The organism is Aeromonas sp. S16(2024), from assembly GCF_041403065.1.
Lineage (GTDB): Bacteria > Pseudomonadota > Gammaproteobacteria > Enterobacterales > Aeromonadaceae > Aeromonas.
Genome location: NZ_JBGLQX010000009.1, coordinates 77,478 through 91,345 on the forward strand (window position 1 = coordinate 77,478; position 13,868 = coordinate 91,345).

Annotated in this window: 11 protein-coding genes; 1 reads left to right on the forward strand and 10 read right to left on the reverse strand. The window is 66.7% G+C overall.

Features of this window, described 5'->3' with window-relative positions:
• From nirC to ACB030_RS08905, 9 genes are all read right to left on the reverse strand, one after another.
• Complete coding sequence (gene nirC / locus ACB030_RS08865) at positions 1-813, reverse strand: nitrite transporter NirC (protein WP_371159145.1); 813 nt, start codon at positions 811-813, stop codon at positions 1-3.
• 137 nt (positions 814-950) lie between these two features.
• Positions 951-1,268 carry a nitrite reductase small subunit NirD gene (nirD, locus tag ACB030_RS08870; protein ID WP_371159147.1) on the reverse strand — a complete coding sequence of 106 codons (318 nt, stop codon included), beginning with the start codon at positions 1,266-1,268 and terminating at the stop codon, positions 951-953.
• Positions 1,269-1,374: 106 nt separating this feature from the next.
• Positions 1,375-3,921 carry a nitrite reductase large subunit NirB gene (gene nirB, locus ACB030_RS08875; RefSeq protein WP_371159149.1) on the reverse strand — a complete coding sequence of 849 codons (2,547 nt, stop codon included), beginning with the start codon at positions 3,919-3,921 and terminating at the stop codon, positions 1,375-1,377.
• Between the two features lie 237 nt (positions 3,922-4,158).
• A complete protein-coding gene (locus ACB030_RS08880) occupies positions 4,159-5,247 on the reverse strand; it encodes an ABC transporter permease (protein ID WP_371159150.1) in 1,089 nt (362 codons plus the stop codon).
• Positions 5,248-5,249: 2 nt separating this feature from the next.
• Positions 5,250-6,359: an ABC transporter permease gene (locus ACB030_RS08885; protein ID WP_371159152.1), complete on the reverse strand. Its 1,110-nt coding sequence runs from the start codon at positions 6,357-6,359 to the stop codon at positions 5,250-5,252.
• Positions 6,356-8,110: an ATP-binding cassette domain-containing protein gene (locus ACB030_RS08890; protein WP_371159154.1), complete on the reverse strand. Its 1,755-nt coding sequence runs from the start codon at positions 8,108-8,110 to the stop codon at positions 6,356-6,358. The genes ACB030_RS08885 and ACB030_RS08890 overlap by 4 nt, the downstream gene beginning before the upstream one ends.
• Complete coding sequence (gene hlyD, locus ACB030_RS08895; protein ID WP_371159156.1) at positions 8,107-9,075, reverse strand: secretion protein HlyD; 969 nt, start codon at positions 9,073-9,075, stop codon at positions 8,107-8,109. Before hlyD ends, ACB030_RS08890 begins: the two co-directional genes overlap by 4 nt.
• Positions 9,072-9,704, reverse strand: a complete 633-nt coding sequence (locus ACB030_RS08900) for a TetR/AcrR family transcriptional regulator (protein WP_371159158.1) — start codon at positions 9,702-9,704, stop codon at positions 9,072-9,074. Before ACB030_RS08900 ends, hlyD begins: the two co-directional genes overlap by 4 nt.
• A 217-nt stretch (positions 9,705-9,921) precedes the next feature.
• Entirely contained in the window at positions 9,922-10,842 is a 921-nt protein-coding gene (locus ACB030_RS08905; protein ID WP_371159266.1) for a LysR family transcriptional regulator, read from the reverse strand.
• A gap of 187 nt (positions 10,843-11,029) precedes the next feature.
• On the opposite strand from ACB030_RS08905, the gene ACB030_RS08910 reads away from it, so the two are divergent.
• Positions 11,030-12,418, forward strand: a complete 1,389-nt coding sequence (locus ACB030_RS08910) for an MFS transporter (protein ID WP_371159160.1) — start codon at positions 11,030-11,032, stop codon at positions 12,416-12,418.
• 65 nt (positions 12,419-12,483) lie between these two features.
• Here the strand turns inward: ACB030_RS08910 and hslU are convergent, their stop codons facing one another.
• A complete protein-coding gene (hslU, locus tag ACB030_RS08915; RefSeq protein ID WP_005328414.1) occupies positions 12,484-13,812 on the reverse strand; it encodes an HslU--HslV peptidase ATPase subunit in 1,329 nt (442 codons plus the stop codon).
• Positions 13,813-13,868 lie beyond the last annotated feature (56 nt).

Consider the following 13,868-nt stretch of genomic DNA (forward strand, 5'->3'; position numbering starts at 1 on the left):
TCAGGCGGTTTGGGTCTGGCTGGCAGTGGAGGTGGTCTCGCTCACCGCGACCGGGCGCTCAGCCTTGGGGGTGGCATACCAGTAGCCGAGGCCCATGAAGAGGGCGCCGGAGACGGTGTTGCCGAGGGTCACCCACAGCAGGTTGTGGCCGATGCCGCCCAGGGTGTAGGCCTCGGAGTGGGCGCCAAACCAGGAGAGAGCGAACAGGGTCATGTTGGCGATGGAGTGCTCGTAGCCGGAGGCGATAAAGGCCAGCAGGCACCACCAGATGGCGATGAACTTGGCGGCACCCTCGGTGCGCAGCGCCATCCAGATGGCGAGGCAGACCAGCCAGTTGCAGAGGATCCCCTTCATAAACAGGGTCAGCGCCGGTGCCTGGGTCTTGGCCAGCGCGACCTTGTGCGCCAGGCTGCCCGCGTCCGGCAGCAGGCTGCCGCCGTAGGAGTAGATCAGCGCCACTGCTATGGAGCCGAGCAGGTTGCCGGCCCAGGTCTGCGGCAGGATGCGCAGCAGGTCGGCCATGGCGATCTTGCCCGTCTTCACCCCGAAGGTGAGGAACATGGTGTGGCCGGTGAACAGCTCGGAGCCGGCGATGACAACTAAGGTGAGGGCTATGCCGAAGGTGGCCCCCATCACCAGCGGCCGGATGGCGGGATCCACCAGATTGCCGAGGGTGAAGATGAGTATGATGCCGAGGCCCACATAGGCCCCCGCCATGGCGGAGCTGAGCCAGAAGCCGAGCTTGTCGCTGCGCTCGAAGCGGTTGATGCGGGCCGCGTTGGCGGCGCACTTGTTGATGGTGTCTGTATACATGCTGGTTCTCTTTAAGCGGGCCGCCCGCGGGCAGCTCTGACTGTTTTTTCAACCCCTCCCTGCCTCCCCCTTGCTAAGGGGGAGGTGCTTTTTGCTCCCTCCCCTTTCGAAGGGGAGGGCCGGGGTGGGGTCTTATGTTAGACGGCGACCCAGACCTGCTGGTCGCGCACTTCGACGGCATAGCCCTGCACGGACATGGCCGCATTCTCGAGGCAGTGGCCGTCGCGCAGACGGAAGTGCTGCTTCTTGAGCGGGCTGGCGACCCAGAGCTCATCCTCGTGTTCACCTACGATGCCGCGCGACAGCACGTTGGCGGCGAAGAAGGGGTCCCGGTTGTCGATGGCGAACACCTCGGCGGCCACGCTCGGGCGGAACAGGGCAATCTGGCGCCCTTCCAGCAAGGCGCATACACCGGTTCCCGGCTGGATGTCGTTGAGTTGGCAGGCGAATTTCATGATTGAACCTCCACATCGAGCGAAACAGGCATATTCTGGCGACCTTCAATGAGTGCACAGACGCCGGTTCCCGGTAGGATTTCGTTGAGTTGGCAGGCTAATTTCATCATTTGGTCTCCACCTCGATCTGGTAGACGGGGATGCGCTCAGCCGGGGTGGCCGGTCTGTGCTGATCGCGCTCGGTGACAAACTGGACGTCCGGGTCGCGCTTGTCACTGTTGATGAAGTGGCTGAAGCGTTTGAGGGCTTCCTCTTCGTTGAGGGTGCGCGACCATTCGCACTCGTAGCTGTCGATCAGGGTCTGGATATCGCGCTCCAGCGTCTCGGCCAGTCCCAGCTTGTCGTCGACTATCACCTCGCGCAGGTAGTCGACGCCCCCTTCCAGATTGCCGAGCCAGACCGAGGTGCGCTGCAGTTTGTCGGCGCTGGTGACGTAGAACATCATAAAGCGGTCGATCAGCTTGATCAGGGTCTCGCGGTCCAGGTCCGAGGCGAGCAGGTCGGCGTGGCGCGGTTTCATGCCGCCGTTGCCGCCCACATAGAGGTTCCAGCCCGCGTCGGTGGCTATGATGCCGACGTCCTTGCCCTGGGCTTCCGCGCATTCGCGGGTACAGCCGGAGACACCGAACTTCATCTTGTGGGGGGTGCGAATGCCTTTGTAGCGGTTCTCGAGGAAGACCCCGAGGCCGACGCTGTCCTGCACGCCGAAGCGGCACCAGGTGCTGCCGACGCAGGTCTTGGCCATGCGCAGCGCCTTGGCGTAGGCCTGACCTGTCTCGAAACCGGCCGCCAGCAGTTTGCGCCAGATGGCGGGCAGATCATCCTTCTGGGCCCCGAACAGGCCGATGCGCTGGGCGCCGGTGATCTTGGTGTAGAGCTTGTAGTCGCGGGCCACTTCGGCCACCGCCAGCAAGCCTTCCGGGGTCACTTCACCACCGGCCATGCGCGGGATGACGGAGTAGCTGCCGTCCTTTTGCATGTTGCCGAGGAAGATGTCATTGGTGTCCTGCAGCTGGGTATTGAGCGGGCTCAGCACATAGTCGTTCCAGCAGGAGGCGAGGATGGAGCCGACGGTCGGTTTGCACACCTCGCAGCCATGGCCTTGACCGTGTTTGGCCAGCAGCTCCTCGAAGCTCTTGATCCCCTCCACCTTGACCAGGTGGAACAGCTCCTGACGGGAATGGGGGAAGTGGCCACAGAGGTGGTTGTTGACCTCGATGCCCTGCTTCACCAGCTCGGCGTTGAGCACCTGGCTGATGAGGGGCACGCAGCCGCCGCAGCCGGTACCGGCCTTGGTGTGCTGCTTGATGGCTGCCAGGGTGGTGTGACCCTCGGCCACGGCCTGGGCGATGTCGCCCTTGGAGACGTCGAAGCAGGAGCAGATCTGGGCGCTTGCGGGCAGGGCGTCCACTCCCAGGGTCGGCTTGGCCCCGGCGTAGGCGGGCAGGATCAGGGTATCCGGGTGGCTCGGCAGCGGCATGGCGTTGAGCATCAGCTGCAGCAGGTTGCCGTAGTCATCCACGTCACCCACCAGCACGGCGCCGAGCAGACGGCTGTTGTCTTCGCTCACCACTATCTTCTTGTAGACGCCGGCCTGGTCATCCTGGAACACATAGCTGTGGCTGCCAGGGGTGCGGCCGTGGGCATCTCCAATGGAGCCGACGGAGACGCCGAGCAGCTTGAGCTTGGCGCTCATGTCCGCCCCTTCGAAACGGCTGTCGCCGCCGAGCAGATGGTCGACGGTGATCTGGGCCATCTTGTAGCCGGGCGCCACCAGGCCGAAGAAGCGGCCCTGCCAGGCGGCGCATTCGCCGATGGCGTAGATGTCGGGGTCGGAGGTGAGGCAGTGATCGTCGACAGCTACGCCGCCACGCTCGGCTATGGCCAGTTCGCAATAATGGCCGAGGGTGTCCTGCGGGCGTATGCCGGTGGAGAAGACCACCACGTCTACTTCCAGTTGGCTGCCGTCGGCGAAGGCGAGGCGGTGTGTGGCCTCCTTGCCGCCGTGCATCAGGATCTCGCTGGTGCTCTTGCTGGTGTGCACCTGCACCCCCATGGATTCAATCTTGCGGCGCAGCAGCTGGCCGCCCTGACCGTCGAGCTGCTCGGCCATCAGCACAGGGGCAAACTCCACCACGTGGGTCTCGAGACCCAGTGCCTTGAGGGCGCCGGCGGCTTCGAGGCCAAGCAGACCGCCCCCGATCACCACCCCGCTCTTGCCGCTCCTGGCGGCGCTGCGAATGGCTTTCAGATCCTCTATGGTGCGGTAGACGAAGCACTCGTGGTGCTGGCTGCCCTGGATGGGCGGCACCCAGGGGTAGGAGCCGGTGGCCAGCACCAGCTTGTCGTACCCGACCACAGTGCCCTTGTTGGAGTGCACCTCGCGGTTGGCCCTGTCGATTTTTTTCACCGCTTCGCCGAGCAGCAGGCGGATGCCGTGCTTGTCGTAGAAGCCGGGTTTGACGAGGGAGAGATCTTCGCTGGTGTGGTGGGAGAAGTAGGAGGAGAGATGGACGCGATCGTAGGCGGGACGGGGTTCTGCACCGAAGACGGTGATCTCGAACCGGTCCGGATCGGCCCGCTCGATCAGCTCTTCGATGAAGCGGTGCCCCACCATGCCGTTGCCCACAACGACCAGTCTGACTTTGCTCATAGTTGCCTCAAGTTTGGAGTAATAAAACATCATTCTGAGGCTAGGCTACCGAGTCGGCGGGGGCGGTCGATTGATGCAAATCAAGTGTCTATTTATATATCTCCTCAGGGGTAATTCGAGGAAATTCAAACTTATACATAAATGGGTATACCAGTTGATGGTTTCCGTGCCCGGCGCGGCCCCGGTTGAGTTCCGGCCTGGCGGGCAAGAGGCCGACCCCTGGCAGGGGCCGGGTCATCAGGCGATATGGCGGCGGAACATGGCCAGCGCCAGGGAGAGGGTGACACCGGCGATGGCGAGCAGGGGCCAGAGCAGGGGCCAGGCCGCCGACCAGCCGAGATCCTTGAGGAAGACCCCCTTGAGTAGCAGGATGAAGTGGCTGAGGGGATCCACGGCCGCCAGCCACTGGAACAACAGCGGCATGTTCTCGATGGGGGAGACATAACCCGAGAGGATCACCGCTGGCACCATGAAGGAGAAGACCCCGAGAAACGCCTGCTGCTGGGTCGAACAGAGGGACGAGACGAAGAGCCCTATCCCCGCCAGCGCCAGGCCGTAGCAGACCATGCCCGCCATCAGCAGCGTGGTGCTGCCGCCAAACGGCACCTGATAGAGGAAGCGGGCCGCCAGCGCGACTATGGCGCCCTGGCCCACCGCCACCAGAATGCCGGGAACCGCCTTGCCCGCCATGATCCAGCCCGGGGTGAGGGGAGAGACCAGCAACTGATCGAAGGTGCCCTCTTCCCGCTCCCGCGCCACCGACAGGGCGGTGACGATGAGGCAGCCTATGGTGGTGATGATGGCCACCAGGGAGGGGAGCACGTGCCAGCTGAACTCGATGTTGGGGTTGTAGAGGTGGCGCACCGCCAGTTCGGGCTGCGCCTTGCCCTCGCTCTGCCAGCGGGCGATCACCTGATTGATGTAGCCCGCCGCCACCTGACCCCCGTTGGAGCGTCGCCCGTCGATGATGAGTTGCAGCCTGGCCTGTTCGCCCCTGGCCAGACGGCGTGAGAAATCCTGCGGGATGATGAGGCCGATCAGCGCCTGCTGCCCGGTGATGGCATCTGTCATCCCCGCCTCGCCCGCCACCGGCACCACAGTGGTGAAGGCGGGCATGTGGGTGAGGCGCTCGATGAGCTCCCGGCTCTGCGCCCCCCCATCCTGGTCGTAGATGGCGAGCGTGTTGCCGGTCACCTCCAGGGTGGCGGCGAAGGGGAAGAGGGCGGTTTGCAGCAGCACCGGCATGATGAGCAGGAAGCGCCCCTGGGTATTCCCCATCAGGGCCTGCAGCTCTTTTCGGATCAGCCACCAGAGTCGGATCAGCATGTTTACTCCAGGGTGCGCCGCGTCTTGCGGGCGGTGAGGGCCAGCCAGAAGGCGGCCAGCAGCAACAGGCAGACGCCGTTGACCAGCAGGATGGAGAGCACGTTGCCCGCCTGGTAGAGGGTCTGCAACGAGCTCGCGAAGTAGCGGGCCGGGATCAGGTGGGTGATGGCTCGCAGCAGGGGCGGCATGCTGGCGATTTCGAACACGAAGCCCGAGAGCATCATGGCCGGCAGGAAGGCTGCCGTCAGTGCGGCCTGGGCGGCGTTGAACTGGCTGCGCATCACTGTGGAGAGAAAGAGCCCGAGCCCGAGGGCGCTGCCTAGAAACAGGGTGGTGAGCACGAACAGGGCTATCAGCGAGCCGCGCCAGGGCACCCCCATCACGGCCACCGAGAAGAGCAGGCAGATGAGCATGGCGGCGATGCCGAGCCCGTAGTAGGGCAACAGCTTGGAGAGCAGCAGCTCTGTCTTGGTCACCGGGGTGGCGAGCAGCGCCTCCATGGTGCCGCGCTCCCACTCCCGGGCCACCACCAGGGAGGTGAGCAGGGCACCTATGATGGTCATCACCACGGCGATGGAACCCGGCACCAGGAAGTTGCGGCTCACCAGCGCAGGGTTGAACCAGGCGCGGCTCTCCACCGCCACTGGCAGGGAGACCCCCTCCCTGGCGAGCCACCCCTGCCAGATCCCCTGCACGTAGTTGGTGACGAAGTTCGCCGTGTTGGGTTCGGAGCCGTCGGTGAGCAGCAGGGCCTTCGGCGTGCCATCCCCCTGACCGGCCAGGGCGGCGGAGAAGCCGTCATCGATCACCAGCAGGCCGCGGATCTCGCCGCGCTCCAGGCTGGCGAGCAGCGCCGCCTTGCTCGGACCGCCGTGGATTTCCAGCGCCGTGGAGCCGCGAAGGGCCTGCTCCAGCCGCACCGCCGGGGCGCCGCTATCGGTGCGCCAGATGCCGAGCCGCAGGTGGTCCACGTCCAGGTTGATGGCGTAACCCATCACCACCAGCAGCACCACGGGCATGATGAATGCGATGAGGATGCTGCTGGGGTCGCGCACTATTTGCAGAGACTCCTTGCGGCACAGGGCCAGCAGTCGGCGGCGGTTGATGCTCATGCGTCCTCCTCGCTGGCCTGCTCGACTAGCGTGATAAAGGCCTCTTCCATTGTTGGCAATGAAGGGGTGGGCAAAGAAGTTGCTGCGTCTTTGGCCGCCAACCCCTTGAGTTCGTCCGGGGTGCCGAGCGCCAGCAGGCGACCGCGGTAGATGAGGGCGATGCGATCGCAATACTCCGCCTCGTCCATGAAGTGGGTGGTGACCAGCACGGTGACGCCGTGATCGGCCAGGGCGTTGATGTGGGACCAGAACTCCCGCCGGGTCACGGGATCGACCCCTGAGGTGGGCTCGTCGAGAAACAGCAGCGGCGGCTCGTGGAGCAGGGCGCAGGCCAGCGATAGGCGCTGGCGCAGGCCAAGGGGCAGGGATTCCGTCTGCTGGCCGAGCCAGGGGCCGAGGGCGAACGCCTTCACCATGGCGTCGATGCGCGTCTGCTGCTGGCGACCGAACAGGCCGTAGATGCCGGCGAAGAACGACAGGTTCTGGGCCACGGTGAGCTGCTTGTAGAGGGAGAATTTCTGGGCCATGTAGCCGAGGTGCTGACGCGCCGCCGAGGGGCTGCGGGCCAGATCGATGCCGGTCACCAGCGCCTGCCCGCTGCTTGGGCGCAGCAGGCCGCACTCCATCTTGAAGGTGGTGGACTTGCCCGCCCCGTTGGGGCCGAGCAGGCCGAAGATCTCCCCCCGGCGCACCGCGAAGCTGACGTCATCGGTGGCGGTGAAATCGCCGAAACGCTTGGTGAGGCTGCGCGCCTCGATCACCGCCTCCGGGGATACCCCCTCGGGCAGGCTGGCCTCGCGCATCAGCTGCGCCAGGCTGGATTCCCCACCCGGGCCGCCCCCCAGCAGATCGATAAAGGCATCCTCGAGCCGCGCAGGGGTCGGTACGAAGCCACCCTCCGAGAGGCCGAGCTCCGCCAGGGGAGGCGGCATCTGGCCCGGATGCAGCAGCAGGCGCACCCGCTCCCCCGCCACAGTGCCGTCCATCACAGCCGGGTGGGCCAGGGAGCGGCGCAACAGGGCGCGCCGCTCCCGGCCGTCCAGTTGCCCCGCCTCCAGCAGCCAGCAGCGGCTCGCCATGGCCCCCATCAGATCGGTTGGCGTGCCGCTGGTGCGCACAGCACCGTCCGCCATCAGCAGCACGTGGTCGCACAGCTCGGCTTCATCGAGGTAGGCGGTGCTCCAGAGCACCGTCATGCCTCCCTGGGCCAGCTCGCGCACCATCTGCCAGAGGGCGCGGCGGGAGATGGGATCGACCCCGACCCCGGGCTCGTCCAGCAGCAGCACGTCCGGGGTGCCGAGCAGGGCGCAGGCCAGCCCCAGCTTCTGTTTCATCCCCCCCGACAGCTTGCCCGCCGGCCGTGCGGTGAAGCAGGCGAGATCGGTGAAGGCGAGCAGGCGCGCAAAGGTGGGGCTGCGCTCTGGCTCCAATACCCCGCGCAAGTCGGCGTAGAGGGTGAGGTTCTCCTGCACGCTGAGATCCTCGTAGAGCCCGAACTGCTGGGGCATGTAGCCGAGGCGCTGACGCAGGGCATCCCCCTCGCGCACCGGATCCAGCCCCAGCACCCGGATTTCCCCGGCCTCCGGTACCAGCAGACCGGCCAGCAGGCGCAGCAGGGTGCTCTTGCCCGCGCCGTCCGGCCCCACCAGGCCCGTGATGCCGCCAGTCGGAATGGTGGCCGAGATGGCGTTGAGAGCCACCCGATCGCCGAAGCGTTTGGTGAGCCCCTCAATTGAGATGGCGCTGCTCATGGGGCCAGCCTGACGGTGACCGGCATCCCCTGGCGCAGGGCAGAGTCAGGATCCTGTACCACGATGCGCAGCCGGTAGACCAGGTGGGTGCGCAGGTCCGGCGTCTCCACGGATTTGGGGGTGAACTCGGCGGTGGGGGAGACAAAGCCCACCACCCCCTGATAGGGCTTGTCCGGCCGCGAGTCTGTGGTGAGAGTCACCCTGGCGCCGCTCGGGAAGTGGCCGAGCCAGGGCTCCTCCACATAGGCGCGCACCCAGACCGGCGCTGTCAGTGAGAGGTTGAAGGCGGTGGCCCCCGGCTGCACCATGCTGCCGGTCTCGATGGCGCGGGTGAGGAGGATGCCGTCGCTCGGGGCGGTCAGCACGGCGTCGGCGAGCGCCAGCTCTGCACTGGCCAGCGCGGCTTTGGCTCCTTGCAGCTGGGCATCGGACTGGGCTATCTCCTCCGGACGGTAGCCGGTCTCGAGCTGGCCGAGCTGCTCGCGGGCGGCGCGCACCTGGGCCTGGGTCTGATCCCGCTGGGAGCGGGCGCTGTCGAGCTGGCCACGGGAGATGGCGCCGGTCGCCGCCAGCGCGCTCTGGCGACGCCATTGCTGCTCTGCCTCCAGCGCAGCCGCCTCGGCGGCTGCCAGCTCGGCCCGCGCGCGATCGCGCTCTTCGCTGCGATACCCTTTGTGCATCAAGGCGTTGGTTGCTTCGATCGCGGCCAGATTGGCGCGGGCGCTGTCGCGCTCGTGGGCGAGGGGCACGGGATCGAGACGGGCCAGCGGTTGACCCGCTTTTACGCTATCCCCCTCATCGACCAGCACCTCGCTGACCCTGCCGCCGACCCTGAATGCCAGGTTCACATCGCGGATGTCGACGTTGCCGTAGAGGATGGAGCCGTCGGCCGGGCGACCCTGCCACCAGAGGTAGCCACCGATGACGGATAGCAGCAGGACCAGGATGGCGATGCGTTGTTTCATGCGGGATCTCCTTCGGGGCGGCGCAGGCCGCGCAGGGCCCATACCAGGCGTTGCCGGGCGGCCTCGGGGTTGTCTATCTGGGACAAAAACGGCGCCGCCTCCGGAGGCAGCCAGCCGAGCTGGCGACCACCGCCGGCGATCACCAGGGGCAGGCCCACCGAGCCCATGATGAAGATCATCAGCTGCAGCGGGTGGCCCGCCACCAGGGATCCCTCCGCCTGCGCCTTCTGAACCTGCTCGAGCAGCAGCAGGGGGTGGCGGCGCGGCAGGGTCAGCAGAAAGCGCTGGGCCGCGCGCTCGCCAGCCAGGGCATCGCCAAACAGGTGGTTGATGAAGCCGCGCTGGCGCGCTACCAGTCCGATCAACGCCTCCATGGTGGCCTCGAAGGTGGCGATGGCGGAGGGGTAGGAACCACGGGTAGCCACCGTCTTGAGTTCGTCATAGAGGGGGGCATACCAGAGCTCCACCAGCTCGTCGATAAAGGTGTCACGGTTGCCGAAGTGGTAGACGAAGGTGCCGAGATTGATCTCGGCCGCCGCCGCCAGCTCGCGTACAGTGAGGCCGCGCAGCCCCTTGTCGGTGGCGATCGCAAGGCCGGTATCGAGCAGTTTTTGACGAGTGGGGTGCATCTAGCAGCGCTCCTGTTGCACGGATTTTGATCTGAATTATACGCATGTATAAATTCGAGGGAAGAGGGCGGGTCGATCTTTTTTTGAACGAGGGGTGAGCGGCTCAGTGGACGGAGGGAAAGGGCGGGTGCAGCGGGCCGGAGCCCTCGGGATCCCGGGCAGCCGCGCCGTACTCCCCGGGCGGCCCGCAGGTGGAGTGGTCTGCCGCCGGGGGGGATCAGCTCTCCCTGGTGTCCCCTCCATAGGGGGCCTGGGCGCAGATCTCGCGAATGAGGGTGCGCAGCCAGCGGTGAGCCGGGTCGGCGTCCTGACTGGGGTGCCAGATCAGGGCGACCCTGATCCCCTGCAGGGGTAAGGGCAGGGGCAGGGTCACCAGATCGGCGTGCAGGGCGGCGCAGTGCCGCTCGGGCACGGTCGCCACCAGGTCGCTGCCCCGCACCAGGGCCAGGGCAGTGGCAAAGCCGGGGACCAGGGTCGCCGCCGCGCGTGTCAGCCCGAGGCGCGCCAGGGACTCGTCTATGGGGCCCTGCTCCTGCCCGCGCCGCGACACCAGTATGTGGCGGGCGGCGGCATAGCGGGCGGCGGTCAGGGGGCCCTCGCACAGGGGGTGGCCCGGCCGCACCACGGCGACGAAGTGGTCCTGAAACAACGCCTGGGTACGTAGCTCGGGCGCAGTCTCAGCACCTATGACGCCGGTTTCGAAATCCAGTTCGCCGCGGCGCAGGGGGCCGCTCTCCTTGTCGGGTTTGGCCAGGAAGTGCAGCCTGACCCCGGGGGCCTCGGTGGCGAGCCGGGCCAGCAGGGCAGGACCGACCGCCTCCACGAAGCCGTCGCTGGACCTCAGACGAAAGGTGCGTTCCAGGCTCGCAGGATCCACCTCCTGCTGGGGGCGCAGCACGGCGTGCGCATCCTGCACCAGCTGGCTGACCTGAGCGCGCAGGGCCAGGGCCCGCGGCGTGGGCACCAGACCCCGACCCGCCCGCACCAGCAGGGGGTCACCCGTGGTCTCCCGCAGCCTGGCCAGGGCCCGGCTCATGGCGGAGGGGCTCAGGGAGAGTCGTCTGGCGGCACCCGCCACGCTGCCCTCATCCAGCAGCGCATCCAGGGTCAGCAGCAGATTGAAGTCGGGGGTATTCATGGCATTGCCCTCGCCGAGCCGGGGATCCCGGGTGATGACCCATGACGGCCGGTTGGCTTCATCATACGCGAGAACCCCGCTCTTCATATGGCGTCTCGTGCAGCTATAAGTTGCAAGTCGTGCGTCTTCCGCCTGCTCATGCCCCCCGCTAGCCTTGTGGGCATCATCCTCTGCCGAAGATCATGCCATGTCATCACTCAATTCTCTCCCGACCCCTGCCACCCGCCGCCTCGGGCTGCTGGCGCTCGGCCTCGCCACCCTGCTGCCCATGCTGTCGGGGAGCCTGGCCAACATGGTGCTGCCCGCCCTGGGGCAGGCCTTTGCGGTGCCCTTTGCCAGCCTGCAGTGGGTGCTGGTGGCCTATCTGCTGGGGATCACCTGCCTGACTGTGGTGGCCGGCCGACTGGGGGACAGGTTCGGTCGGTGTCGTCTGCTGCTCCTGGGGTTGGGGCTCTTTGCGCTGGCCTCGTTGCTGTGCGCCCTGGCGCCGACCATAGGCTGGCTGATCGCGGCCCGTGCCCTGCAGGGGGTCGCTGCGGCCTGCATGCTCTCCCTGGCGTTGGCCATGGTGGGCCAGCTGGTGTCGCCGGCGCGGCGGGGCTGGGGTATGGGGCTGCTCGGTACCCTGTCGGCCTGCGGCACGGCGCTCGGCCCCTCCTTTGGCGGCCTGCTGACGGCCGGCTTTGGCTGGCAGGCCCCCTTCCTGCTGCTGGTGCCCCTCAGCCTGCTGGCGCTGGGCTGTGCCTGGCTCGGCTTGCCCCGGGACGGCTCCTCGCCACAAAAGGAGGGGATGAACCTCGCGAGCCTGTCACTGCTGGTGGCGGCCCTGCTCTGCTACGGCCTGGCGCTGACCCTGGGGGGGGCCCTGGCCCTCTGGTGGGGGGCGGGGGCCCTGCTGGTCACGGCCTCGTTCGTTCGCCGCGAGCGCCGCGCCCCTGTTCCCCTGCTGCCGCTGGCGTTGCTGGGGGCCCCGGGGCTTGGCAACGGCCTTGTCGCCAGCGCCCTGGTGGCCAGCGTCATGGTGCTGACCCTGCTCATAGGCCCCTTCTACCTGAGGGGGGTCTTCGGCCTCAGTCTCGGGACTGTCGGCCTGATGATATCGGGCGGACCCCTGCTGGCGGCCCTGACGGGCATGCCCGCCGGCTGGCTGGTGGACAGGCTGGGTGCGCGCCAGGTGGTCCGGCTGGGGCTGGCAGTCATGGGGACTGCGGCCCTCGCCCTGGCCGGGGCGGCGGGGCAGTTCGGCCCGCTCGGCTATCTGCTGCCCATACTGCTGCTGACCGCAGGTTATGCCCTGTTCCAGACCGCCAACAACAGTGCCGTGGTGGGTGGGGCGAGTGAGCAGACCCGGGGCGCAGTGGCCGGTCTGCTGACCCTGTCGCGCAATCTGGGTCAGCTGACCGGGGTGGCCGGGCTCGGCGGCCTGTTCGCCGCCCTGGTGGGTGAGCAGGACCTGACCCTGGCCAGCGAGCTGGTGTTCGGCACCAGGGCCCTCTTCGCCCTGAGCGCCCTGCTGATTGGCCTGGCGCTCTGGCTGGTGGGTCGCCGCCGGGAGGCGGTGCCGGTCAGCGCCTGAGCTGGAGCAGAAACGCATACAAAAACGCCTCCGCGAAGGGAGGCGTTTTATCGGGAGGGGCGAGCTTACAGAATATAGCGGCTCAGATCCTCGTCCTCGATCAGGGCACCCAGGTGGGCGTTGACGTAGTCGGTGTCGATGACGAAGGTCTCGCCGGACTTCTCGGAGGCGTCGTAGGAGATGTCTTCCATCAGCCGCTCCATCACTGTGTGCAGACGGCGGGCCCCTATGTTCTCGGTGCGCTCGTTGACCTGCCAGGCCGCCTCGGCCAGACGGCGGATGCCGTCCTGGGTGAACTCGATCTTGACCCCTTCGGTGGCCATCAGCGCCTGGTACTGATCGGTCAGGGAGGCGTTCGGCTCGGTCAGGATCCGCTCGAAGTCATGGGTGGTGAGGGCGGTCAGCTCGACCCGGATCGGCAGGCGACCCTGCAGCTCGGGGATGAGGTCCGACGGACGGGCCACCTGGAAGGCGCCGGAGGCGACGAACAGGATATGGTCTGTCTTGACCATGCCGTGCTTGGTGTTGACGGTGCAACCCTCGACCAGGGGCAGCAGATCGCGCTGCACCCCTTCGCGGGAGACATCGGGGCCCGAGCTCTCGCCGCGCTTGCAGATCTTGTCGATCTCGTCGAGGAAGACGATGCCGTTGTTCTCGACCGCGGCAATGGCCTTCTGCTTCAGCTCTTCCGGGTTGACCAGGCGGGCCGCCTCCTCTTCGATCAGCGCCTTCATGGCCTCCTTGACCTTGATCTTGCGCTTCTTCTTCTGCTGCTGGCCCAGGTTCTGGAACAGCCCCTGCAGCTGGTTGGCCATCTCTTCCATGCCCGGCGGGGTCATGATGTCGACGCCCATGGGGGTGGCGGCGAGATCCAGCTCGATCTCCTTGTCATCCAGCTGACCTTCCCGCAGTTTCTTGCGGAAGATCTGGCGGGTGTTGGAGTTGTCGGCCTTCTCCTCCTCGCCCCAGCTGTTGCGCGGGTTTGGCAGCAGGGCGTCGAGGATGCGCTCCTCGGCGGCTTCCTCGGCGCGGTATTTCATCTTCTCCATCTCGGTCTCGCGCACCAGCTTGATGGCGACATCGGTGAGATCGCGGATGATGCTGTCCACTTCCTTGCCCACATAGCCCACTTCGGTGAACTTGGTCGCTTCCACCTTGATGAAGGGGGCGTTGGCGAGCTTGGCCAGACGACGGGCGATCTCGGTCTTGCCGACCCCGGTCGGGCCTATCATCAGGATGTTTTTCGGGGTCACTTCATGGCGCATCTCTTCGCTGAGCTGCATCCGGCGCCAGCGGTTGCGCAGGGCCACGGCCACCGCGCGCTTGGCATCGGCCTGACCGATGATATGACGGTCCAGCTCGTGGACGATTTCTCTCGGGGTCATCTCGGACATGATGGAGTTCCTGTATCCGGGGCGGGCAGGGCCCACCCCTTGGAGAATGAGTTGGC